The sequence below is a fragment of the Actinomycetota bacterium genome, assembly GCA_030774015.1.
In the GTDB taxonomy this organism is placed as follows: domain Bacteria; phylum Actinomycetota; class UBA4738; order UBA4738; family JACQTL01; genus JALYLZ01.
Map to the genome: position 1 here is coordinate 1 of JALYLZ010000120.1, position 22,596 is coordinate 22,596.

Annotated in this window: 28 protein-coding genes; 21 read left to right on the top strand and 7 right to left on the bottom strand. The window is 70.5% G+C overall.

Going from position 1 to position 22,596, the window contains the following annotated elements; genetic code table 11:
• Positions 1-10: 10 nt before the first annotated feature.
• The gene (locus tag M3Q23_11780) at positions 11-325 is read right to left on the bottom strand and encodes a hypothetical protein (GenBank protein ID MDP9342745.1); all 315 of its coding nucleotides are present in this window, start codon (positions 323-325) and stop codon (positions 11-13) included.
• Positions 326-354: 29 nt separating this feature from the next.
• Complete coding sequence (gene corA / locus M3Q23_11785) at positions 355-1,320, bottom strand: magnesium/cobalt transporter CorA (protein ID MDP9342746.1); 966 nt, start codon at positions 1,318-1,320, stop codon at positions 355-357.
• A 49-nt stretch (positions 1,321-1,369) separates the two neighbouring features.
• Between corA and M3Q23_11790 the strand changes: the two genes are divergently transcribed.
• Positions 1,370-2,227: a GNAT family N-acetyltransferase gene (locus M3Q23_11790; GenBank protein MDP9342747.1), complete on the top strand. Its 858-nt coding sequence runs from the start codon at positions 1,370-1,372 to the stop codon at positions 2,225-2,227.
• Here the strand turns inward: M3Q23_11790 and M3Q23_11795 are convergent.
• Positions 2,143-3,372, bottom strand: a complete 1,230-nt coding sequence (locus M3Q23_11795; protein MDP9342748.1) for an EAL domain-containing protein — start codon at positions 3,370-3,372, stop codon at positions 2,143-2,145. The two genes, M3Q23_11790 and M3Q23_11795, sit on opposite strands and share 85 nt — an antisense overlap.
• 81 nt (positions 3,373-3,453) lie before the next feature.
• Here M3Q23_11795 and M3Q23_11800 point away from each other — a divergent pair, with 81 nt between their 5' ends.
• Positions 3,454-4,614: a YihY/virulence factor BrkB family protein gene (locus tag M3Q23_11800; protein MDP9342749.1), complete on the top strand. Its 1,161-nt coding sequence runs from the start codon at positions 3,454-3,456 to the stop codon at positions 4,612-4,614.
• On the opposite strand, the gene M3Q23_11805 is transcribed toward M3Q23_11800, so the two are convergent.
• Positions 4,551-5,018, bottom strand: a complete 468-nt coding sequence (locus M3Q23_11805; protein ID MDP9342750.1) for a hypothetical protein — start codon at positions 5,016-5,018, stop codon at positions 4,551-4,553. The two genes, M3Q23_11800 and M3Q23_11805, sit on opposite strands and share 64 nt — an antisense overlap.
• 237 nt (positions 5,019-5,255) lie before the next feature.
• On the opposite strand from M3Q23_11805, the gene M3Q23_11810 reads away from it, so the two are divergent.
• The 17 genes from M3Q23_11810 (at position 5,256) to M3Q23_11890 (ending at position 18,123) form a co-directional block, all read left to right on the top strand.
• A complete protein-coding gene (locus M3Q23_11810) occupies positions 5,256-5,768 on the top strand; it encodes a dTDP-4-dehydrorhamnose 3,5-epimerase family protein (GenBank protein ID MDP9342751.1) in 513 nt (170 codons plus the stop codon).
• Between the two features lie 165 nt (positions 5,769-5,933).
• On the top strand, positions 5,934-6,482 hold the full coding sequence (locus tag M3Q23_11815) for an RNA polymerase sigma factor (protein ID MDP9342752.1): 549 nt from the start codon (positions 5,934-5,936) through the stop codon (positions 6,480-6,482).
• Positions 6,479-7,294 (top strand): zf-HC2 domain-containing protein, encoded by an 816-nt coding sequence (locus M3Q23_11820; GenBank protein MDP9342753.1) that lies wholly within the window; start codon positions 6,479-6,481, stop codon positions 7,292-7,294. The genes M3Q23_11815 and M3Q23_11820 overlap by 4 nt, the downstream gene beginning before the upstream one ends.
• A gap of 91 nt (positions 7,295-7,385) precedes the next feature.
• Positions 7,386-8,255 carry an ATP-binding cassette domain-containing protein gene (locus M3Q23_11825; protein ID MDP9342754.1) on the top strand — a complete coding sequence of 290 codons (870 nt, stop codon included), beginning with the start codon at positions 7,386-7,388 and terminating at the stop codon, positions 8,253-8,255.
• Positions 8,252-9,079 (top strand): hypothetical protein, encoded by an 828-nt coding sequence (locus M3Q23_11830; GenBank protein MDP9342755.1) that lies wholly within the window; start codon positions 8,252-8,254, stop codon positions 9,077-9,079. The genes M3Q23_11825 and M3Q23_11830 overlap by 4 nt, the downstream gene beginning before the upstream one ends.
• Positions 9,076-9,906 carry a hypothetical protein gene (locus M3Q23_11835; protein ID MDP9342756.1) on the top strand — a complete coding sequence of 277 codons (831 nt, stop codon included), beginning with the start codon at positions 9,076-9,078 and terminating at the stop codon, positions 9,904-9,906. Before M3Q23_11830 ends, M3Q23_11835 begins: the two co-directional genes overlap by 4 nt.
• Entirely contained in the window at positions 9,906-10,709 is an 804-nt protein-coding gene (locus tag M3Q23_11840) for a hypothetical protein (GenBank protein MDP9342757.1), read from the top strand. Before M3Q23_11835 ends, M3Q23_11840 begins: the two co-directional genes overlap by 1 nt.
• Before the next feature lie 118 nt (positions 10,710-10,827).
• Positions 10,828-12,057 carry a hypothetical protein gene (locus M3Q23_11845; GenBank protein ID MDP9342758.1) on the top strand — a complete coding sequence of 410 codons (1,230 nt, stop codon included), beginning with the start codon at positions 10,828-10,830 and terminating at the stop codon, positions 12,055-12,057.
• Between the two features lie 4 nt (positions 12,058-12,061).
• The gene (locus M3Q23_11850) at positions 12,062-12,478 is read left to right on the top strand and encodes a hypothetical protein (protein MDP9342759.1); all 417 of its coding nucleotides are present in this window, start codon (positions 12,062-12,064) and stop codon (positions 12,476-12,478) included.
• 83 nt (positions 12,479-12,561) lie between these two features.
• Positions 12,562-12,831 carry a hypothetical protein gene (locus tag M3Q23_11855; protein MDP9342760.1) on the top strand — a complete coding sequence of 90 codons (270 nt, stop codon included), beginning with the start codon at positions 12,562-12,564 and terminating at the stop codon, positions 12,829-12,831.
• A gap of 74 nt (positions 12,832-12,905) precedes the next feature.
• Complete coding sequence (locus tag M3Q23_11860) at positions 12,906-13,295, top strand: hypothetical protein (protein MDP9342761.1); 390 nt, start codon at positions 12,906-12,908, stop codon at positions 13,293-13,295.
• Positions 13,244-13,690, top strand: coding sequence for a hypothetical protein (locus M3Q23_11865; GenBank protein MDP9342762.1), 447 nt, complete (start codon positions 13,244-13,246; stop codon positions 13,688-13,690). Before M3Q23_11860 ends, M3Q23_11865 begins: the two co-directional genes overlap by 52 nt.
• Positions 13,687-15,021: an adenylate/guanylate cyclase domain-containing protein gene (locus M3Q23_11870; GenBank protein ID MDP9342763.1), complete on the top strand. Its 1,335-nt coding sequence runs from the start codon at positions 13,687-13,689 to the stop codon at positions 15,019-15,021. Before M3Q23_11865 ends, M3Q23_11870 begins: the two co-directional genes overlap by 4 nt.
• Entirely contained in the window at positions 15,018-15,821 is an 804-nt protein-coding gene (locus M3Q23_11875; GenBank protein ID MDP9342764.1) for a hypothetical protein, read from the top strand. The genes M3Q23_11870 and M3Q23_11875 overlap by 4 nt, the downstream gene beginning before the upstream one ends.
• A 109-nt stretch (positions 15,822-15,930) precedes the next feature.
• Positions 15,931-17,070 carry a serine hydrolase gene (locus M3Q23_11880; GenBank protein ID MDP9342765.1) on the top strand — a complete coding sequence of 380 codons (1,140 nt, stop codon included), beginning with the start codon at positions 15,931-15,933 and terminating at the stop codon, positions 17,068-17,070.
• A gap of 83 nt (positions 17,071-17,153) precedes the next feature.
• Positions 17,154-17,669 carry a DPP IV N-terminal domain-containing protein gene (locus M3Q23_11885; protein ID MDP9342766.1) on the top strand — a complete coding sequence of 172 codons (516 nt, stop codon included), beginning with the start codon at positions 17,154-17,156 and terminating at the stop codon, positions 17,667-17,669.
• Between the two features lie 34 nt (positions 17,670-17,703).
• Positions 17,704-18,123, top strand: a complete 420-nt coding sequence (locus tag M3Q23_11890; protein ID MDP9342767.1) for a cupin domain-containing protein — start codon at positions 17,704-17,706, stop codon at positions 18,121-18,123.
• Between the two features lies 1 nt (position 18,124).
• On the opposite strand, the gene M3Q23_11895 is transcribed toward M3Q23_11890, so the two are convergent.
• Positions 18,125-19,324 (bottom strand): acyl-CoA dehydrogenase family protein, encoded by a 1,200-nt coding sequence (locus M3Q23_11895; protein MDP9342768.1) that lies wholly within the window; start codon positions 19,322-19,324, stop codon positions 18,125-18,127.
• A 157-nt stretch (positions 19,325-19,481) separates the two neighbouring features.
• Here M3Q23_11895 and M3Q23_11900 point away from each other — a divergent pair, with 157 nt between their 5' ends.
• Both M3Q23_11900 and M3Q23_11905 read left to right on the top strand, forming a co-directional pair.
• Positions 19,482-20,096, top strand: coding sequence for a TetR/AcrR family transcriptional regulator (locus M3Q23_11900; GenBank protein ID MDP9342769.1), 615 nt, complete (start codon positions 19,482-19,484; stop codon positions 20,094-20,096).
• The gene (locus M3Q23_11905) at positions 20,093-20,767 is read left to right on the top strand and encodes a hemolysin III family protein (GenBank protein MDP9342770.1); all 675 of its coding nucleotides are present in this window, start codon (positions 20,093-20,095) and stop codon (positions 20,765-20,767) included. The genes M3Q23_11900 and M3Q23_11905 overlap by 4 nt, the downstream gene beginning before the upstream one ends.
• On the opposite strand, the gene M3Q23_11910 is transcribed toward M3Q23_11905, so the two are convergent.
• Together M3Q23_11910 and M3Q23_11915 are read right to left on the bottom strand one after the other, a co-directional pair.
• Positions 20,764-21,249 (bottom strand): DUF6328 family protein, encoded by a 486-nt coding sequence (locus M3Q23_11910; GenBank protein ID MDP9342771.1) that lies wholly within the window; start codon positions 21,247-21,249, stop codon positions 20,764-20,766. The two genes, M3Q23_11905 and M3Q23_11910, sit on opposite strands and share 4 nt — an antisense overlap.
• A gap of 50 nt (positions 21,250-21,299) precedes the next feature.
• Complete coding sequence (locus M3Q23_11915; protein ID MDP9342772.1) at positions 21,300-22,181, bottom strand: hypothetical protein; 882 nt, start codon at positions 22,179-22,181, stop codon at positions 21,300-21,302.
• Between the last annotated feature and the right edge of the window lie 415 nt (positions 22,182-22,596).

The following is a 22,596-nucleotide window of genomic DNA, read 5'->3' on the forward strand; positions in this document are numbered from 1 at the left end:
CCCCTGTCACTTACGCGCGTACGGGGCCGCCGGCCGGCGGCAGGCCCTTGATGGCGTCACGCACGCCCTCGAGCCCGGGGAGGCTGGCGTTCGCCTCGGGGATCTCCTCGCCCCTCCCCACCCACACGATGCGCATCCCCGGGTAGCGCCGACGGGCCTCCCGGACCAGTTCGGCGAAGGAACCCCACGTCACCAGCACGTGTGGTCGCTCGCGCTCGATCTCAGCCAGGGCCTCGTCGGCGGACGTGGTCCCGTCGACCAGCTCCCACTCCGCTCCGGCCGCGGCCTGCTTCAGCGCCGCCAGCGACGGGGCGCCCACCGCCACGCACAGCACCCTCAGCGCCCGGCACATGCCTACAACCAGTCCCGGCGCTTGAACATCCGGTACAGGACGAACATCGACCCCGCCATGAGCACGAGGACGTACGCGTAGCCGAACCGCCACCGCAGCTCCGGCATGTGCACGAAGTTCATCCCGTAGATCCCCGCGATGAGCGTGGGAACGAGCAGGATGCCCGCCCACGAGGTCAGCCGCTTCATGATCAGGTTCAACCGGTTCGACATCTGGGAGAGCTGCGCCTCCAGGGCGGAGGTCAGCAGGTCCCGGATGTTGTCGGCGAACTCCAGCGTGCGGATCACGTGGTCCTGGACGTCCCGGAAGTACGGGCCAAGCTTCTGCGTGACGAACCCGGGCTGTTCCTGGACCAGGTCCAGCACCTCGCGCAGGGGGATCACCAGCCGCCGGAACACGACCACCCGGCGCTTCAGCCGGAAGATGGCCTCCTGCACGTCCGGGTCGGGCTGGTCGGCGAACACGCGGTCCTCGATGTCCTCCGACAGGTCCTCGTATCGTTCGATGAGGTCGAAGTACCGGTCCACGATCTCGTCGAGGAGCACGTACAGCAGGAAACCGCCGCCCTCGCCGGTGAGCTCGGGCTGGCGGTCCCATCGCTTCAGGACCTCGCTCAGGTCGAACGCCGGCGCGTACCGGAGGGTGATGAGGTAGCGGTGTCCCGCGAACGCGTGGACCTCGCTGTCCACGAGCTCGTCGCTCCCGTCCAGGGTCAGGCCATGGATGACCACGAAGAAGTAGCCCTCGTACACATCCACCTTGGGCCGCTGGTTGCGGTTGCGGGTGTCCTCGATGGCCAGGGGATGGAGGTTGAATTCCTCCTGGATCATGGCCAGTTCCTCGTCGGTCGGCTCCTCCAGGTCGAGCCAGACCCTGGCCCCGCTCTCCCGGATCAGGTCGCTGGCCCGAGCGGGATCGAACGCCTCCTCCTTGAGGATCCCGTCTCGGTACAGCCGGCACGTGATCATGGCCGGGCCAGCCTAGCGTACGGCGCGGGCCAGCTAGGCTTGCTTTGCCGTGCCCTCCTCCTCGCCGCTCGTCGAGCTCCTCCGCTTCCTGGACGACCTGCACGAGCGGGTGGAGCGGACGTGGTGGGGGGCCGTGGTCACCGACTCCCGGTTCCCGCTGCTGTGGGAGGCGAACTACGCGGCCGTGGACACGCCGGCCGCCGACCTGTCCCTCGCGGAGGTCCGGGAGGTCCTGCACTCGGCGGTGCGCGAGGCCGGCGCGAGCCACGAGCACGTCTGGATCATGCAGCCGCATGCAACGGCCTGCCTCCTGGGCGACCTGGCCGAGGAAGGGCGGCCGGTGCACTGGGACGACCTCCTGCGCCACGGGCCTCGAGCCCCCGTCGAACCCCCCGCCTATCCGGTCGAGGAGGCCGGCGACCTCGATGTCGCGTTCTGGGGACGGCAGCGGTCGGCCCTGCGCGAGTTCGGGATCACGGAGCCGGCCGTGGTCGAGCAGGTGCTCCGGCGGCAGCGCGAGGTGGTGGCCCCGGCCGGGAAGCGCTGGTTCACCGCCCGCGAGGAGGACCAGGTGGCCGGCATGGGTTCGATGGTCGTCCACGGCCGGACCGCCTACGTCGACGACGTGGTGACGTTTCCGGCGTTCCGCCGCCGCGGGGTGGCCCGATCGGTGGTGGCGGCCATGCTGGGGGCGGCGCGAGCGGCCGGAGCGGAGGAGACCTTCCTGTTCGCCGACCAGCCCGGACCCGTCCGGCTGTACGAGGGCCTGGGCTTCGAGGTCGCGGAACGGGTGGCGACGTCGCTGGGAAGGCTTCCCGGCGCTCAGCCCCTCGAGGCCCGTCCGGGTGGTCCGTCCCGGCGCACCTCGGAGCGATCGACCGGCAGGGGCCCGGGACGCCCGAGGTAGTAGCCCTGGCCGTAGGCCACCCCGAGGCTCCGAAGGGCCTCCAGCTCCTCCCCGGTCTCGATGCCCTCGGCCACGATGGTGGCGCCGATCTCGCCGGCGAACGACGTGAGCGCCGAGGCCAGCGCGTGGCGGGCCCGGTCGCCGTCCACGCCCCGGGTCAGCGAGATGTCGAGCTTGATGATGTCCGGTGACAGCCGGAGGATGTGCTGGAGGCTGGCGAACCCGGCACCCGCGTCGTCGATGGCGAGCCGGCCGCCCAGGCTCCGGATCTCGGCGAGGGAGCGGTTCAGGGCGTCGTAGTCGTGGACCCGGGCGTGCTCGCTGATCTCGAACACCACCCGCTCCACCGGCGTCTCCGCGAGGAGCCGCAGGAACATCGGGGACACCGCGGTGTCGGGCGACAGGTTCACCGCCAGGTAGGCAGGTGGCGGGATCCGGTCGAGGTTCGACAGCGCCGCCCGCGCCGTGGTGATCTCCAGGTCGATCCGCAGGCCGATCTCGCCCGCCTCGTCGAACCACACCTCCGGCGACGTGGGGGGCTTCCCGCCGAACCGGGCCAGCGCCTCCTGCCCCACCGTCTCGCTGGTTCGGAGGTCCTTCACGGGCTGGAAGGCCATCTCCACGCCCTCGCCCTGCACGACCCGCCGCATCAGGTCGACCCGCCGGCGCCGAAGCTCCGCCTCGTGGTCGTGCAGGGCGAGCTGGCCGACCAGCTCGCTGATGACGCTTCCCGTCACCTCCGGCGACAGGACCGACTCTCCCCGAACGGACCGGCGGACGGCCTCGAGGATCTCGTCGGTGGACGAGCCCTTCACCAGGTACCCCACCGCGCCGGAGCGGAGCATCTCCAGCACGGTCGCCTTGTCGTCCAGCGCGGAGAGCGCCAGGACGCGGATCTCGGGGCACGCGGCGCGGATCTCCCGCGCGGCACGCACACCTCCCCCGCCCGGCATCCGCACGTCCAGGAGGGCCACCTCCGGACGCTCCCGCCTGGCCATCTCGATGGCCCCCTCGGCGTCCTCGGCCGCCCCCACCACGATGAGCTCGTCCTCCCCGGCCAGGAGGGCGGCCAGCGCCTCCCTGGTGTGGGGCTCGTCCTCCGCGAGCATCACCCTGATCCGGTCCATCGTCGGGTAGCTTGCCACGATGCTGCCTCCCCTCACGGCATCCACCGGAGAAATCTCCGGAGGCATGCCGGTTCCACCCGGGGGTAACGTTCCCCCAACGTGATCGGCAAGCTCATGCGTCGCATCGACCTGTACCAGCAGCGCCATGCCTGGCTCGGCTTCCCGCTGGCGGTGGTGAAGAAGTTCGGGGAGGACCAGGCAGGGAGCAAGGCCGCGCTGATCGCCTACTACGGGTTCTTCTCCCTGTTCCCGCTGCTGCTGGTGTTCGCCGCGGTGCTGGGGTTCGTCCTGCACGGCGACGTGGCGCTCCAGCGCCGCGTCATCACCTCGGTGAAGGACAACTTCCCGGCGGTGTCGAGCTACCTGAAGATCGGCTCCATCTCCGGCAGCGGGGTCGCGCTCGGCATCGGCCTGGCGGGCGCCCTGTGGGCCGGCATGGGCGTCACCACCGCGGCGCAGGATGCGATGAACTCGATCTGGGACGTGCCGCTCTCGGCCCGGCCCAACTTCCTGAAGACGAGGCTGCGCGGGCTCGGGCTGCTGGTGCTGCTGGGAGTCTTCGCGCTCGCGTCGACGTTCCTGTCCGGGCTCGGATCGACCTCGGGGTCGTTCTCCATGCTCCTGCGGGTGGCCGGCATCGCTGGGTCGCTCGCCCTGAACCTGGTGCTGTACGCCCTGGCCTTCCGGGTCCTCACCGTGAAACACCTGTCAGTGCGGGAGATCCTGCCCGGCGCGATCCTGGGGGCGGTCCTGTGGACCCTGCTCCAGACCCTGGGCGGCTACTACGTGACCCATCAGGTGGCGAACGCCCAGCCGCTGTACGGGTCGTTCGCCGTGGTCATCGGGCTGCTCGCGTGGATCTACCTGGGGGCGCAGCTGACCCTGTACGCGGCGGAGGTGAACGTGGTGCGAGCGGCCCACCTGTGGCCTCGCAGCCTGTTCGGGCCGCCGTCCACGGAAGCCGACCGGCAGGCGCTGGTCCGGCTGGCCCACCAGGCCTCGCGCGTGGCCGGCGAGCTGGTCGAGGTGAAGCTCCATCCCCCCGAGACCAACGCCGAGCCCAGAACGCGAACGCCGCTCGCGGTCCCGAGGGCGACCGGGGGCGGCGGGCCGAGTCGGTCTGAACGGGCCGGGGAACCCGACGGGGCGGGCTCCAGCTCCAGCCCGCCCCGTGCGTCTACGACCCGGTTCCGTGACTACGGCGTGAGGTGCAGGATGATCGTGTTCGTCTTCTGCTTGAAGTTCAGGACCGTGGCGTAGCCACGGGTGTTGGACAGTGTGCTGGTCCCGCCCGTGACGGCCAGCGTGTTCGTCGTGTTGTTGAAGTTGACGATGCCGGTCAGGACCACCTGGCCTCGCGCGAACAGGCTGAGGCTCCACACGCAGTTGAGCTGCTTCTTGTTCGGGTTGGTCCAGGTGCAGACCTGCGCGTCGCTCCCGACGATCTTGCCGTTCTGGGTCAGGGAGTCGTTCACGATCAGCTGGTCGCCCTGACTGATCCCGGCCGCCCCGGCGTTCACCGTGGTCTGACTGATGAGCTTGGTGAACACCTTGATGGTGATGGGCGCGGACAGGTCGGACCCGGCGATCGCCCCGGTGGTTCCGGCGACCAGCCCGGCGATCAGGACCCCGGCCGCGATGGCAAGCGAGACGTTCTTCCGCATCTCCACGGCTCCTTTCTTCTGTCCAGGCGAAGCGTCGCGGCGGACGCCGGACGCGGGTACCCCGTGCCGCTCCCCCTCCTTTCGCACGCCGTTTCCCTGAAGCATGTCCCGTTCACGGCGGCGCTGGCAATCTCTGTCCCCGTTCGAGGGGAGATCGGGAGCTTTGGGGTCATTCCACGTACCCCCGCCCGCCCCCCGCTATCCTGACACGGGCGGCATGAGCGGATCAGCGCGCGGATGACGGGCGAGAACGAGGTCGGCGCCATCGACGGGGTGCGGCTGCTCCGGCCCGTCCGGCACCAGGACGACCGGGGCTTCGTGCTGGAGGTGTTCCGGGAGTCGGACCTCGACTCGGGGTTCGTGCAGGCCAACCACTCCCACTCCCGCAGCGGCGTCCTCCGGGGGCTGCACTACCACCGTCGCCAGAGCGACGCGTGGTATGTGGTGTCGGGCCGGGCCCAGGTGGCCCTGGTGGACCTGCGGGAGCCCGACCGCCCCGTGACCGCGACGGTGGAGCTGTCCGGCGACGATCCGGCGACCCTGCTCATCCCGCCCGGGGTCGCGCACGGGTTCCTGGCCCTCACCGAGCTGGACCTGCTGTACTGGGTGAGCGAGTACTACGACGCCAGCGACGAGTTCGGCGTGGCCTGGAACGACCCTTCGGTGGGCGTTCCGTGGAAGACCTCCGACCCGATCCTGTCGGAGCGCGACGCCACCGCTCCGCTGTTCGATCGCCCCAGGACCGGCTGATCAGGGTCGCCTCGGGGCTATCGTCGAGTCTCCGGGAAGCGAACAATGGCCGGGGGCGCGTGCCCCGCAGCTCCGCCACGGACGGCGGACCCGTCACCGCAACGACCCGCTCTCGCGGGAACACCGTCCGCACGGATGAACCATCCGGCGCACGCGACGCGACAGATGAGTGTGGATGCGGGAAGGGCGGACGCCAGGAGCGATCAAGTGCTCCTGGAAGCGATCGCCGGGCGGGATCGCGGCGCGCTTCGGGTGCTGCACGAGCGACACGCCCCGTGGCTCCTCCTCCGGCTCTCCCGCCGCTGTTCCGACCCGACCATCGTGGAGGAAGTCGTGCAGGACACGTTCGTTGCGGTATGGCGCAAGCCCGGGTCGTACCGGGGCGCCGGTGAGGTGCCGGCCTGGATCTGGGGGATCGGCATCCGGCGGCTGATCGACCGGCTCCGCCGGCGATCGAGCGCCGCCCGCCGGGTGCCGGACGTGTCCGGTCGCACCGAGCCCTCTGCCGAGGAGCAGGTGCTGCTGGGCGTGGAGTACGGCGACCTGGCGGGTGCCCTCAACCGGCTGTCGCCGGAGCTCCGGGCGGTCATCGAGGCCACGGCCCTGGACGGCCTGACCATGCGGGAGGCCAGCCGGCTCCTGGGCATCCCCACCGGAACGGTGAAGACCCGGCTGATGCGGGCCCGGGCCGAGCTACGGGAGGCGTTGGCATGAACGGTACGTGGCACGCGGACAGGCAGGTCGTGGCCCTGTACGCCGGCGGCGAGCTGGACGAGGCCAGGGCCTACTCTCTGGAGGCGCATCTCCTCTCCTGCGGCGACTGCCGCGCGCTGCTCTCGCCCCTGGCCGACCGGGGCGCGATCGAACGGACGTGGATGGAGATCGAGGAGGCCGTGGATGCGCCCCGCCCCGGGCCGGTCGAGCGCGTCCTGCTCCGGCTCAGTGTGCCCGACCACCTGTCCCGGCTCCTGGCCGCCACGCCCTCGCTGCGGCTCTCCTGGTTCGCGGCCGTGGCGGTCGCGCTCGGCTTCGGCGTGCTGGCCGCCCAGGGAGACCACGCCGGCCTGGTGGTGTTCCTGGCGATGGCCCCGCTGGTCCCCGTGGCCGGCGTCGCGGCCGCCTTCGGCCCAGGGATCGACCCCACGTACGAGGTCGGCCTCGCGTCGCCGTACCGGAGCGGCCGCCTGCTGCTGGTCCGGAGCGCGGCCGTCCTTCTGGCCTCGCTGCTCCTGATCGGCCTCGGTGCGCTGGCGCTCCCCGGCCTCGACTGGACCGCGGTGGCATGGCTGCTGCCGGCGCTCGCCCTCACGCTCGTGACGCTCGCCGTCTCGACCGTGGCCGAGCCGGTCCCGTCAGCCGTCGGCGTGGCCATGGGATGGGTCGTCTCGGTGGCGCTGGTCGGGCATCTCGCCGGGGACGGCGTCGCGGCGTTCCATGCCACCGGGCAGGTGCTGTGCCTGGTGCTCATGGCGGTGGCAGGGCTGGTCCTGGCCCGGCGGTCCGAGGCCTTCGAACGGCGATCGTGAGCTCGACGCCGGGGCCGAGCCTCGAGGCAGAACCGAATCCTCTTCGAACGACGACAGGGTGGGTGTGAGGAAGGAGCAGACCGTGGACGGAATGACCGAGCCGGCCGTACAGGTGATCGAGGTGGAGAAGCGGTTCCACCGAACCCGGGCCGTGGCCGGGGTGAGCTTCGACGCGGGCGCCGGCATCACCGGCCTACTGGGTCCGAACGGGGCCGGCAAGACCACGCTGCTTCGGATTCTCGCCACGGTCCTGGCCCCCGACAGCGGAGAGGTCCGGCTGCTGGGGAGGGACCCCGGGCGAAGCGAGGACCGCATCCCGATCCGCCGCCGCCTGGGCTACATGCCGCAGGAGCCCGGCTACCACCGGAACTTCACCGCGTTCGAGTTCGTGGACTACGTGGCGATCCTGAAGGAGATGACCGAGCGGCGCCGCCGCCACGACGAGGTCCGGCGCGTCCTGGACCTGGTCGACCTGGGCACCAAAGCATCGACGAAGATCAAGGCGCTGTCGGGCGGTATGCGCCGGCGGGTCGCGCTGGCCCAGTCCCTGCTGGGGGACCCCGCGCTCCTGGTGCTGGACGAGCCCACGGCCGGGCTGGACCCACAGCAGCGCCTGCGGTTCCGGGAAGTCATCAGCGAGATCGCGACCCGGCAGACCGTCATGCTCTCCACCCACCAGACGGAGGACGTGGCCGCACTGTGCCATCGGGTCTTGGTCATGGACGAAGGGAAGATCCTGTTCGACGGCGCGCCGCACCAGCTGGCGGAGATGGCCAGAGGGCAGGTGTGGATCGCCGACGGCCGGGATCCCCGAGCGCGCCTGTCGTGGCGAACCGGGGAGGGGCGGCACCGCCACATCGGCGACGCCCCCGCTGACGCCGAGCTGGTCGAGCCGAGCATCGAGGACGCGTACTTGCTGCTGGTCGGCCACCGGGCCATCGAGGAGGAGACCGCAGCGTGAGCACGGCGATCGTGGCGTCCCCGCCGAGGGCGGCCGTGGTCCCGGGCCCGAGGCTGCGGTCGGTCCTGGCCCTCACCCGGGTCGAGGCACGAAGGCTGATCACCCATCCTGCCATCCTGGTCCCACCCGGCCTGATCGTTTTCACCGGGGCCCGAGGGCCGGAGGCATTCGCGTTCCTCTTTCTCGTGGGGATCGGGTATTTCGCCATCGGCATCGGGACGTTCCTCGCCGCGAACCTGTGCGCCACCCGAAGCCGGCGGGACCGGACGGAGGAGCTGTACGCGTCGCTCCCACTCCGTGCGGCGGACCGGGCGGCGGCCCACCTGCTCTCGGTGGCCGCTCCGCTGATGGCGGCGCTGGCGGTCGCGGGCGTCCTGGCCGCCGTGACCCGGCCGTGGGCCGGAGCCTCCGCCCGGCTCGACATCGAGCCGAGGACGATCATGTACGGGCTTCCCGACTTCATCCAGGCCCCGCTGATGGTCGCCTTCCTCGGCGTGGCCGGCGTGGTGCTGGCGAGGTGGTTCGTCACCCCGGTCGCCCTGCCCGTGGTCTTCGCCGGGATCTTCGCCATGAACTCCCTGGCCGGTCTGGCCTCGGGAGCCCTGCGCTGGCTGAACCCGGCGGCGGACTACTCGAGCGCCGGGCTCGGGTCCGCCTCAGTAATGCCCTGGCATCTCCTCTACCTGGGCGGCATCATCCTGCTCCTCGGCCTGGCAGCACTGGCCCGGCGGCCCCTGGCCCGCGGCGTGCAGCTCTACGGCGCGGCTGCGGTGGCGCTCATGGCTGTCGGCGGCGTGATGCAGGTCGTGGCGGCCTCGCCATGATCAGAGCGAGGGAGGTCGACGCTCCGCCGGGCGACTTCGTTGCGCGTCCGGCGCCAGCCCGCGCCATCGTGGCCCTGGCGCGTGTCGAGGGCACGAGGCTGGCCAGACACCCCGCGATCATCGTCACCGTCGCCATCACGTTCCTCCAGTCCGCTCCCGCCCTGCTCTCCAGTGACTACACCAGCGAGCACAACGTTGGCTGGCTGATCCAGGTCCCGGCACTGCTGATCTCGTTCGGAGCGCTCCTCGCGGCGAACCTCCAGGCACTGAAGAGCCGGCGAGACGGCTCCGAGGAGCTGTTCCAGGCAGCGCCCTTGTCTCCAGCCCGCCGAACCCTGGCGCTGGCGCTGGCCGCCGTCTGGGTGATGGCGGTGCTCACGTTGCTCCTCCTGGCCGGAGATGTCGCCGTGAGGGCTGCGGGCAAGGGGGCGGCGACCGATACGGGCCAGGCCCTGTTCCCGCTGTTCGATCTGGTCCAGGGACCTCTGCTGGCGGGGCTGTTCGTGGTGATCGGGATCGCGGTCGCCAGGTGGTTCCCGAACGCGCTCGCCGGGCCCGTCACGCTCGTGGCGATGGTCGTCGCGGGCACCCGGATCCTCCACGCTGCGACGGACCAGGCCTGGTTGCGGCTCACCCCGTTCGATCCGACGTTCCTGGACGACGGCGGAACGCTCCAGGCGATGCACGTGGTGTACCTGGGCGGGCTCGCCGCCGTCGTCCTGGCCATCGCGCTCCTTCGCTTCGGCTGGACCAGAAGCGCCCGGACCTGGCTGATAGGCGGCGGGGTCGCCGCCGCCGCCTCCGGGGCCTTCCAGCTGGCGTCCTGATGGACGTCCGCAGCCACGGCGGAACCGACAGGACGGTGGTGACGGCCGGATGGCCGGGCGTTCGGGTCCGGCAGATGGTCCTGCTGGTTCGGCCGACCGCTCGAACGATCCGATGGGTCGCCCTGCTGGGAGGTGCCGTGGCGGCCCAGCTCGTCCTGTGGGCGGGAGCAGGCGAACTGTCGAATCCGGGGCCCGTCCCGCTCATGCCCCTCCGTGTGGCGGCGGTGCTGATGTGCGTGGGGGCCGCCTTCGTCCTCGACGATGACGCTGGGACGACCGTCGAGCCTGCCGTGGCGAGCCTCCTGGTCCGGCGAGGGCTTCGACTGCTGCTGGCCATGCCCGTGATGAGTGCGGCCTGGGGAGTGGCGTTGTGGATCGCGTCGAGGCTCGCCGCCTCTGGCCAAGAGATCGGGCCGGTCGTGCCCCGATCACTGCCGGCGGCCGCGCTCACCCTGGAAGCCGCGGCGCTGCTCGGCGTGACGCTCGCTGCCAGCGCCGTCGCCACGCGCTGGCTTGGCCACGGGAAGGGTGGGGTGGCCGCGGGGCCGACGCTTCTGGCCTTCGTGATGACCATGCTCTCGATCGGGCACTACTGGACGCTGTTCCCTGACGATGCCACTGAACCCGGCTGGGCCGCGGCGCACGTTCGCTGGGCGCTGACGCTGGCGGCCGCGATCATCGTGCTCGTCGGCTTCAGCCTCGACCCCGCCAGGCGCTCGAGGATCCTGCACGGATGGCACCGGCCGCGGACGCGTGGAGTTGCCCGGACGGCCTCGCGTGCTCCCGTGGGCGGCAAGCCATAACCGTAACGGCTCCGATACGGGTCGTGGCACCTGACTCGGGGGACATCCTCCGGGCCGGGTGTATGACTGGCCGAGGAGGCGGGGAGATGTTCGGGTCGAGGAGTATGGCGGCGGTCACATGAGGCGCCTGGTCGGGACGGCCATGGCGTGGTCCGCCTGTCTCGCCACGGTCGGCCTGGCCGGGTGGACGGTCGCGCTGATCTGGCTGAACCGGTCGATCTTCGGTTCGGACCAGTCGTCCCAGAGCGTGGGCGAGGCCACGCTTGCGGTCGCCGGGATCGGGTTCGCCGTGGTGGGAGCCCTCATCGCGTCGCGCCGCAGGAACGCCGTGGGCTGGCTCATGTGCGCCGTCGGGCTCGGCCTCGTCCTGTTCCCGTTCGGCGAGCACTACGTGCTCCGGGGAACCGTCACCGCCCCTGGCTCTCTTCCACTGGTGGCCTGGGTGGCCTGGGTTCGGGGATTGGCGATCTTCCTTCCCCTCGGCGCCGTTCCGCTCCTGCTCCTGTTGTTTCCCGACGGCCACGTGCCCTCGCCCCGCTGGCGGATCCCGAAGTGGATCGTGCTCGGCGGGTCGATCCTGTTCCTGGGGGGGCAGGCGTTCCAGTCGGGGGAGCTCCAGGGGACGTTCACCAATTACGGGGTGACGCTGGAGAACCCGGTCGGGATCGGTTCCTCGGGCGGGCCTTGGGTGGTGTTCATCGTGATCATGCTGGCATGGGGAACAGCGGCGGCGGCGTGCCTGGGCGCCCCCCTCGGCCGGTACTCGCGCGCGTCGGGCGTCGAGCGCCTTCAGCTCAAGTGGGTGGCCTACGCGGCGGTGGCGGCAGCAATCACCGGCATCGTCGGGTTCGCGGTGGGAAGCACTGCGGGCGGCGTCTTCGGTGTGGCGCCGATGATGGTGTTCCTCCTCGTCATCGGGTTCGGGATCCCTGCCGCGATCGCGGTGGCGGTGTTTCGGTATCACCTGTACGACCTGGGCCGGCTGGTCAACCGGACCATCGTGTACGGCCTGCTCACCGCTCTCCTGGCCGGGGTCTACGTGGGTGGGGTCGTGGTACTCGGTGCCATCGCCCGGTCGCTCGGCGGCGGCAACGACAACTCAGTGGTGATCGCCGGGTCCACGCTCGTGGTGGCGGCGATGTTCCGCCCGGGCCGCCGGATCATCCAGCGTCTCATCGACCGGCGGTTCTATCGGCGGAGATACAACGCGACGCGCACCATGGCGGAGTTCACCGCCCGCCTTCGCGAGGAGGTCGACCTGGAAACGGTGGCCGATGACCTCGTGGCCGTGGTCCAGGACACCATGCAGCCGGCCCAGGTCTCGCTGTGGTTGCGACCACCGGGGTAAGCTGATGGGACCAGCCGTTTCGCCGGTCCTGATGCGTTCCCGGGAACGGTCCGTGGCCCGCCCGACCCTCGCCGCTCTCCGGGCGGCCTGGGTCCTGGCCGTGGCGCTCATCGTGGGCCTCTACGTCGCCGGCTCGGCCATCGCGGTGCACCGGCCGGATCTGGTCCTCACCCCCACGGTGACGAAGGCGTTGGCCGAGATCGGCCTGTCGCAGTCTCCGGTGGTGATTGCGGCGGTGTTGGTCATCCCCGCCGTCTTCTTCCTGACGGCCGCGGTGCTGCTCTGGCGCAAATCGGACGAACCGACGGGGCTGATCTTCGGGCTCATTCTGGTCTTGCTTCAGGCGGGCACCAGTCGCTCCCTGAGCGTGCTGGAGCAGATGGAGTCTCTACGGGTGGCGTCTCACGGCCGGTGTAAATGACCGTCGGGCGTAACTCCTCATCATCATTTTACGCGGCGGGTACGACAGTCGCCACTCGCTCGCTGGGCTTCGGCAAGGGTGGGGTGGCCGCCGGACCGACACTGCTGGCCTTCGTGATGGCCATGCTCTCGATCGGGCGGTACTGGCCGCTGTTCCTGGCGGCTGCCGGGGAGCCCGGGTGGGCGGCGGCCCACGTGCGCTGGGCTCTGATCCTGATCGCCGCGGTGGTCGTGCTCGCCGGGTTCAGCCTGGACCCCGCGAGGCGCTCGAGGATCCTCCGCGGGAGGCACCGGCCGCGGACGCGTGGAGTTGCCCGGACGGCCTCGCGCGCTCCCGTGGGCGGAAAGTCATGACTGTAGAGGCTCCGCTCGAGCGGGCCGCAGCGCGTGAGGCGGCTGGCAGTGGGCGGCCGCCGGCGACGGGGCGCGTGATCCTCAGCCTGGCACGGGTGGAAGGACGCCGGTTGCTGCGCCATCCCGTATTCCTCGCGGGGATCGGGCTGAGCGTGGTGATGGTCCTGAGCGTGGTGGTGGTCCTGATCGGAGGCAACGATTCCGTGCGCAGCACGCACTCGGTGGTCGAACCCCTCTGGCCGGCCGGCTTCCCGATCGGCCCGCTGGCGGTGTTCGGCTTCGTCGCGACCAACCTCGCCGCGATGCGGGACCGCCTGAGCGGCACGGAGGAGCTCTTCGGCTCGACGGCGCTGCCCACCGAGCCCGAACGGCGGCTCTCCTCTTGTCCGCTGCCTGGGCCACCGCCGCCGGCATGGTGCTGCTTGCGCCGTTCGTGGGCGTCTTCGCGGTCGCGTACGGGGTGAGCCTCGCCGACGTCGTCAAACTGTGCGAAGAGCCTCTCATCGTCGCGGTCCTGGCCGTCGCCGGCGTGGCTCTGGGGCGCTTGCTGCCTACCCGTGTCGTGGGACCGGTGGTGGCCTTCTTCGCCCTCCTCGTGATGGGCGCCTACCCCCACCCCATCATGCCGCGGCATTTCCTGGGCCTGTGGGTGGTGCCGGACTCCCTTCGCTCGGTGGGCTGGCACCTGCTGTACCTGGTCGGCATCGGGATCTGCGCAGCGACGGTCGCCCTGCTGAAGGACGGAGTTCGCCGTTCCCTCGTCGTGGCCGCGGCGGTGGGTGTCGGGGCCGTCATCGCGGGTGCGATCCTTCAGCTTCCGGTCTCCTGTCCCGGCGCTTCGCCGTGCGTGTTCCGATGAGGACCGCCGGCGAAGCGGACCAGGGCCGTCGGGGCCTCGTCGAGGCCGTGCTCGTTCGGGTGGGCGTGCCCGACCACGTGGCCCGCCTGCTCGCCGCGACACCCTCCCTCCGGGTGTCCTGGTTCGGAGCGACAGCGGTGGCCCTGGGGTTCTCCATCCTGGCCGCGTACGGGAGGAAGGACCCGCTCATGTTCCTGGTGGTGGCTCCGCTCCTCCCCCTGGGGGGCGTGGCCGCGGCGTTCGGGCCAGGGGTGGACCCCACGTACGAGGTCGGCCTGGCCTGCCCGGCCCGGACTTCTCGCCTCCTGCTGATCCGAGCCACGGCCGTCCTGGCCGCCACGTCGGTGCTGGCGGGGATCGCTTCTCTCGCGCTGCCGCGCCTGGACTGGACCGCCGCCGCCTGGGTCCTTCCTTCCCTCGGCCTGACCATCGCCACGCTGGCCCTCACCACCGTGATGCGCCCGTTGTGGGCTGTGGGAACGGTGGCCTTCCTGTGGGTCACCGGCGTCGTCGCGAGCGAGACGCTCTCGAGTGTCCCCGACGCCGCGTTCCGAGGCCCGGGACAGGTGGCCTTCTTCGCCGTCGTGGTGGTGGCGGCGCCGCTGTTCGCCAAGCGTCGGGAGCATCTGGAGATGGAGTCGCGGGCGTCCCGCCTGTTCCGCCAGTACGTCTCGCCCGACGTGGCCGAAGCCATGCTTGCCGACGCGGGTCACACCGCGCTCGGCGGCTCGATCGTGGAGGTAACGGTCCTGTTCGCCGACCTCCGCGGGTTCACGTCCTACGCCGAGCTCGGATCGCCGGACCAGGTCGTCGCGATGCTGAACCGGTACTTCGCGGACGTGGTGCCGTTGATCCTCGAGCAGGACGGCACGGTCGACAAGTTCGTGGGCGATTCGATGATGGCCCTGTGGGGCGCCCCGAATCGCCAGCCCGACCACGCCCTTCGGGGAGCGAGGGCGGCCCTGGCCATGCAGACCGCGATGGCGCTGGTGGTGGCGAGGAACCCCGACTTCCCCTGCTTCCGGATCGGACTGAACACCGGTCCCGCCCTGGTCGGCAACATCGGGAGCGACCAGGTCCGGAACTTCACGGCCATCGGCGACACCGTGAACGTCGCCGCGCGCCTCCAGGAGACCGCCCAGCCGGGCGAGGTCGTGATCGGCCCCGGGACGTGCGAGTCCATCCGACACCGGGCCATCGTCAGTCCGCTCGGGCCGGTGCGCGTGCGGGGGAAGGAGCAGCCGGTGGAGGCCTTCGTGCTCGAGGGCCTGGGAGAAGAACGCGTGGCGATGACGCGGCCCCTGAAGCGCACGACCGGAGAGAGACGATGAACGCGCGCCGTCTCGCGTTCCAGTCGGCGGTCGTCGCACTCGCCGTGGCGGGAGGTATCGTCCTCTCGATGCAGTTGCGAGGGAGGGGCGGAGGGCCGGGTTCCGGACAGGAAACCGCCACCACCGCAGTGTGGCCGGCCCCCGCCCCCGGGGAGGCCGTGGCCGGGTTCCTCGACGACGGAACCCCCCTGCTCGCGGTCGCCCACGCGGACGGGTCCGTCACCGTGGTCGAGGCCGTGTCTCCTCACGTCGCCCTGGGCGTCAAGAAGATCCTGGGGTGGTGCGCGTCGTCGCGAACCTTCGACGATCCGTTCCACGGGTCGAGGTTCGACGAGTACGGCCGGTATCTGGCCGGCCCCGCACCGACCGGCTTGATCCGCCTGTCGACCAGGACGCTCGCCGGGACGCCCACCCGCATCCGAATGGGCGCGCCGCTGCCGGCACTGCCCAGGAACGCGCGCGCCCTCGCGCCCCACGGGGCGTTCTGCACCGGAGCAACCATCGAGGACGCCGGGCTGCTGATACCCGATAGCGCCGAGTCCGGTCTCACGCCTGCCGAGCTGGTGGCCATGGCACCACCGGCCGGCAGCCGCTGGTCTGTAGAGGCCACCCTGGTGTTGGCCCCGGGCGAGCCCGCCCGTCTGTGCGCGGCTGTGGAGGCGAACGGGGGATGCTCCGCCGGAGCTCCGGTTCAGGGGATCTCGACCTCGACCCCCGGGGAGGGCCCGGTGCTCATCGATGGAGTCTGGCTCGTGCTGGTGGAGGGGAGCGATCTGGCCGACCCGATCCGGGCGGGCTGAGCAACGGCTCGGTCGGCGCGGATCGGGGTCGTGGTGTTCGTGCTCGCTGCCGGATGGGAGCCTGTGGACCAGCGCCAGCGGGTACGCGGACACGGACAGCCGCCGGCCGGTGACGCCGCACACGATCTTCGCCATCGCGAGCATGTCCAAGGCGTTCGTCTCGGTCCTCGGCGCGCAGCTCGTCGCGGAGAGCGTGCTCTCGCTGGACGATCGCCTGGCGACATGGGTTCCGGAGTTCCCCAACGCGGAGAACATCACCCTCCTTCAGCTCCTGACCGGGACGAGCGGGATCACCGACGACAACGAGCACGCGTTCACCGCGGTGGACGACGATCCCTCCCGCCGGTGGACCCTCCAGGAGTTCCTGGACAGGGTGCCGCCGCCGGTGTGCCCGCCCGGCTCCTGCAACTCGGGGTTCGAGAACGCTCCGTTCGTCCTGCTCGGCGCCGTGATCGAGCGAGCCACGGGCTCGTCGCTGGCGGACCTGTACCAGGAACGGTTCTTCCGGCCCCTCGGGCTCGACGAGATCTTCCTCCAGTCGGAGGAGTCGGTTCGCGGGGACATCGCCAGCGGCTATCGGGACGACGGCTCGGGCGGGCTTCAGCGCACGCAAGGGCCACCGGGGCCGCTCACCACGTCGTGGGCCACGAGTGCCGGCGGCGCGGCGGCGAGCATTGCGTCGAGCGCGGAGGACGTCGCGCTGTGGGCACGCGCCGTGTTCTCGGGGTCGCTCCTCGATCCGAGGGCGCGGTCGATGATCACGGACTTCACGAACCTTCGGGGGCTCGCCGGAGGCTACGAGTGCACCCCGATCGGCATCGCGGTCGGGGTCGGCTCGTTCGACGGCCGCTGGGTCCGGCGTGCGAACGGAGGCATCCCCGGGTTCGGGAGCGCGCTCGCGTACTTCCCCCGTGAAGGCCTCACCGTTGTCGCGTTGGGCAATCACACACCGCTGGACGGCCACGACCCCACCCAGATCCAGGAGATTCGCGACGCCCTTGCTCGAACCGCCCTGGCCCACCTGAACCCGCCGCCGCCCGAGGAGGCGTGCAACGTGGACGTGTACTCGGTGCGCGTGGACGGGACGGTGCTCGAGCGCCTGACGACGGATCCATTCGTCGACGGCCTGCCGTCCTGGTCCCCCACCGGCGCGAGGGTCCTGCTCGGGTCGAACCGGGACGGCGACTTCGAGGTGTACGTGATGAACGCCGATGGAACGGGCCAGACCAATCTGACGGCTCCTCGCTGAATCGAGTGGGTAGCCCGTAGCCCGTTCCGGCACAATGACGGTCCTTCCCCTGCCACCGCGACGGTGACCACGAGATCTATGTCATGAAAGCGGACGGCTCCGATGTGCGGCAGATCACGCGGAATCATGACGAGGACTCGGGGCCGGCCTGGTCGCCCGACGGCAAGCGCATCGCGTTCACCAGGGAGCGCCATGACTCCAACAACGTCTACGTGATGAACGCCGACGGCTCGGGGGTTACGCGACTGACCCACGACGGCGGCGTCGTTTGGGGACCGACGTGGTCGCCGGACGGCACGATGATCGCGTTCGAGGCCGGGAACCCCCGGTACTTCTACGGCAGGCGGATCCTCACGATACGGGCCGACGGCTCGGACCTGAAGACGCTGCTGGCGGACCCAGCCGGGGACCACCAGCCCGCGTGGGGCCCGAATGGGTGGATCGCCTTCAGCTCCGGCGGCGACATCTTCGCCGTTCGCCCGGACGGCACGGGCCGAGTGCGAATCACCGATGGCTGGCCGCAGGACGTGGCCCCGGCGTGGTCGCCCGACGGGAGTCGGATCGCCTTCGCCAGCGAACGCCGGGTGGGAGTCCGGTGACGCGGCGGCGCGGGCTGGACGGGAAGGTTGACCCATGAGGAGGCGCAAGCAGCTTCACGACCCTCTCACCGGGCAACATCTGACCTTCTTGCTGACCGGCCGCGACACGGCTGGAGAGCTGCTGCGAGCGGAGGTGCGACTCGATCCGGGCGGCTGGGTCCCGCTCCACGCGCACGCTCGTCAGGACGAACGCGTCGAGGTTCTCGCCGGGACGTTGACCGTGCGGGTCGGTGGCAAGGAGCGGAAGCTCGACGTCAGCGACAGTGCGGACGTACCGCGGCGCAAGCTCCACGTCCTGCGCAACGCGGGCCAGGGGGAGGCGCGCTTCCTCCTGGAAGTACGTCCCGCTCGCCGGATGGAGGCCGCCATGCGGTGCGCGTTCGGCGTCACGAGGCTTCTGCGTCCACTGGCGCGCCTGGGAAAGCGCCCGGGTGGGGCAGAGGACACGCGCTGATTCAGCCGCTGAACCCGTCCTGGGCCATGGCTCGCGAGATCACGATGCGCTGGATCTCGCTGGTGCCCTCGAAGATCGTGTAGATCTTCGCGTCCCGGTACCACTTCTCCACCGGGAAGTCCTTGATGTAGCCGTACCCTCCCAGGATCTGGATGGCCTGCTCGGTCACCGCCACGGCCACCTCGCCGGCCTTGAGCTTCGACATGGAGCCCTCGGCGTGCTCGAACGGCGTGCCGTTGCGGGCCATCCATGCCGCCCGCCACGTGAGCAGCCTCGCGGCGTCGATCTCCATGGCCATGTCGGCCAGCTTGAAGGCGACCCCCTCGTGCTCGATGATCGGCCGCCCGAACGTCTCCCGCTCCCTGGCGTAGTCGGTGGCGAACTCGAACGCCGCCCGGGCGATCCCGATGGCCTGGGCCGCCACCGACGGCCGGGTCATCTCGAAGGTCTTCAGCGCCGCGGAGGACCGCTCCTTGGTGCGTGCCTTCTCCAGCTTGGCCTCGAGCTTCTGCATCCCGCCCAGGACGTTCTCGAGGGGGACCCGGCAGTCCTCCAGAAGGACCTCAGCCGTGTGCGACGCCCGGATCCCGAGCTTCCTCTCTTTCTTTCCCTGCTTCAGGCCCGGGGTGTCGGGCCCGATGATGAACGCGGCCTGCCCGCGGTGCCCCAGCTCGGGGTCGACCGTGGCCACCACGATGTGCACGCACGCGAGCCCGCCGTTCGTGGCGAACACCTTCTGGCCGTTCAGCACCCACTCGTCGCCGTCACGCTTGGCGGTGGTGCGAAGCGCCGAGACGTCGGAGCCGGCGCCGGGCTCGGTGACGCAGAACGACGCCACCCGCGGCTCCTGCGGCGTGCCGAACATCTGGGGGGCCCACTGGGCGAACTGCTCCGGGGTCCCCGAGTACGCCAAGGCGGAGAGCGGGAGCCCGGTGCCGAAGATGCCGAGTCCGATGCCGGCGCATCCCCAGCAGACTTCCTCCATCACGATGGGCATGGTCAGGCCGGACTGGTCCTGCGCCACCATGTCCACGTAGAAGTCCAGGGAGTACAGCCCGGTCTCGGCGGCTTTGGAGAGCACCGGCCAGGGGAAGTCCTCGCTCTCGTCGTACTGCGGTGCGACGGGCCGGATCTCCCGCTCTGCGAACTCGTGAGCCCACTTGCGGGTGGTGATCTGGTCCTCGGAGAGCTGGAAGTCCATTGCCTCATCCCTCCTGGCCGGTGCTCCGCGGGCACGGCACCGGGTCCGCTCGCATTCCGGCCCCGAACCCTGGAGAATTGATCGGCTCCCGCGGTCCGAGGGTGAACCGAACTGAAGCTACCTATCGGTAGGTTACTCATGAGTAGTATATCCGTCCATGGCGACAAGTAAACCGAGCGCCTCGAAGCGGCGGATGCGCGGCCCCGAGCGCCGGGCCCAGCTCATCGCGGTGGCCCGCAAGGTGTTCGGCCGGGCCGGGTTCCACAGCGTGTCGATGGACGAGGTGGCCAAGGAGGCCGGCGTCACCAAGCCCATCCTGTACGACCACTTCACCTCCAAGGAGGACCTCTACGTCGCCCTGCTCGGCGCCGACGCCGCCTCGCTGGAGGAGCGGGTCCGGGGCGCGCTGACCGGCCCCACCGGGAACCGGGAGCGGATCCGCCAGTCCTTCCAGGCGTACTTCGACTTCGTTGACGAGCACGCCGGCGGCTTCCGGTTGTTCGTCCAGGAGACGACGGGGGGCCAGGAGCTGTTCCGGGGGAAGGTCAACGAGGTCCGGGACCGCATCATGGCCGAGGTGTCCCAGCTCATCGTGCGGGAGTCCCGGGGGAGGATCGACCAGCGGGACGCCGACACGGTGGCCTTGGCCCTGGTGGGGATGGTGGAGACCGCCGCGCAGCGTGACCCGGGGGGTCCGAAGGAGGACCGTCAGCGGGCGGTGGACGTGCTGGTCCGCCTGGCCTGGCGCGGCATCACGAACCTCACGCCGTGACCTCGTCGACCAGCAGACGCCCCCTCGCCGACCCCCCACCGAAGCCTCGCTTCCGCGGGCGGGTGCACCAGATCGCGTTCATCGTCTCGATCCCGGCCGGGCTGGTGCTGGTCGTGCTGGGGAACACCGCGTGGCTCCGCCTGGCGCTCGCCGTGTACGCGGCAACGCTCGTGAACATGTTCGGCACCAGCGGCGCGTACCACCGGCTGCCGTGGTCACCGAAGGCGCTCGACCGGATGAAGCGGTTGGACCACTCGGCCATCTACCTGCTCATCGCGGGGTCGTACACGGCGATCACGGTCCTGGCGCTGCACGGCGTGTTGCGAGTGGCCCTGCTGTCGGCGGTGTGGGCGGGCGCGGCGGTGGGCATCGTGTTCAAGTTCGCCCGCGTCCACGGCTTCCACGCGCTGGGCGGCGCGATGTACGGGATCCTGGGGTGGGCCGCGGTGATCGCGATGCCCCAGTTCTACCTGCACCTGCCGCTGGCGTCGTTCGTGCTGATCATCGTGGGCGGCGTGCTGTACTCCTCCGGTGCGATCGTTCTGGCCCGGCACCGCCCCGACCCCAACCCCCTGGTGTTCGGGTACCACGAGATCTGGCACGTGTGCATGACCACGGCGTCGGCGTGCCAGTACGCGGCGATCCTGCTGGCGGTGCTGGCCGCCCGCTAACCTCGCCGGCGGTCCTGGAGGCGGCGATACAGGGGCAGGCCGTACCACAGGGCGACGGAGGCGCCGGCCGCCAGACCTGACGCGATGCCCGCGGCGACCGCATGGAAGAGCACGTCGGTGATCACGAACACGGCGGCGGCCATGGCCAGCGCGAGGAAGGCCGTGCCCGCGATGACCATCTTGTTGGCCTCGAACAGGATGCGCTCCTTGTTTCCCTGCCGGAACAGGAGCCGGTGGTACGTGGTGGGGGCGATGAGCAGGAGGGTGGCGATCGTCGCGCAGACGAACGCGACGAAGTAGACGTCTCGCTGGAGCGAGGTCATCTTCGGGAAGCCGTTCGAGAACGGGACCGTGAGCAGGAACGCGAACAGCACCTGCACGCCCGGCAGCACCACCCGGAGCTCGTTCAGGAGCTCGATCAGCTCCCGGTTGACCCGCTCCTTCTCCGTCTCCCCCGGCTCACCCGTGCTCTGGTCCGCCACGCCGTGTTCGTACCCGAGACCGAACGCTCGATGCCTCAGCGCGATGGAGGTCAGGCCGCGGGAAGGTCGAAGCGCCGGACCTCCGACAGGTCGTAGGCCGTGATCCACACGGACCCGAATCCAACGCCCGGCTGGATCTCACCGTAGCTGGCGACCTGATACGTGGCCATGGTCTTCAGGCTCTGCGCGTCGAGCGACGTGAGGATCCCCTGGCCACCCAGCCAGAGCGTTCCCCCATCGACGACGATGGATCCGCTCCCTCGTTCGGGGTCGATCATGGCTCGTTCAAGAACCCTCCCCGTGTCCGGGTCGAGCCTCGCGAGCATGCACTTCGCCCCACCCGAACACGCCTCGGATGTCGAGACGACCCAAAGACCGCCATTCGAGGCGCCCGCCCACCCGGACGAGCTGCCGAGACGCGCCGCGATGTCGACCCTCTTGACGATCCGGTTCGTGCCGGGGTCCACCTGGAACAGCATCCCCGTGTCGCACACGTTGGCCCACACCCAATGTGCCGCGACGGTGGGGGTGTTGTTGCAGGCGTTGCCCCCCTTCGGGCCGATCTGGAGCGTGGCCAGCACCCGCTCCGATGTTGCGTCGATCCTGAGCAGTCGGTTGTCCTTGGTGGCGGCCCACAGGCTTCCGAAGCCGAAGTCCACGTCGGAGACGGCCCCCACCTCGAGTCGGGAGATGATCTTGTTGGTCGCCGGATCGATCCGAGCGATGTAGTCGGCTCCCGAGGCCGGGACCCACACGGATCCCGCCCCCACCGCCACGTCCTGGGCCTGGTAGCCGACGCCCGTGATCTCGGCCACGACCTCGTTCGTGGCAGCGTCGATGCGGGAGATGGTCTCGGAGTGGTGCCCGGGAACCCAGACGGAGCCGAACCCCGTGGCGAACCCCTCTGGGAGGTCGACATCGAACCGGGCCACGAGGAACCTTGTCGACGGGGTCGGCCGGATCGTCGGGGAGGGCGCGATGGTTGGGGAGGGCGGGGCGGAGGAGGCCCGAGCCGGGCTCGGGGACCTCGTTCCGGCCGGGGATGCCGCCACGTCCGACGACCCTCCGCCGCCACCGCAGGCCGTCGACACCATTCCGAGCGCGACCACCAGGACTCCGATGGATCCTCGCGCCGTCCGCCCCCTGGCCATCCCTACCCCCTCCCGCCGGCAGATCCGTTCCTCATGGTCATGGATGCTCGAGGAGCGGACACGCTTAGCCTTAGTGCTCTGGCTCGTAAGTTCGCCAACGTATTCCTTGAGCCGCATCCTGGCTTCACGCCGCTGGGGAAAGGATCTGTCGCTCTTCGAGCCGCCGCATCAGGTTGCGTAGGTCCCTCCGGGTGAA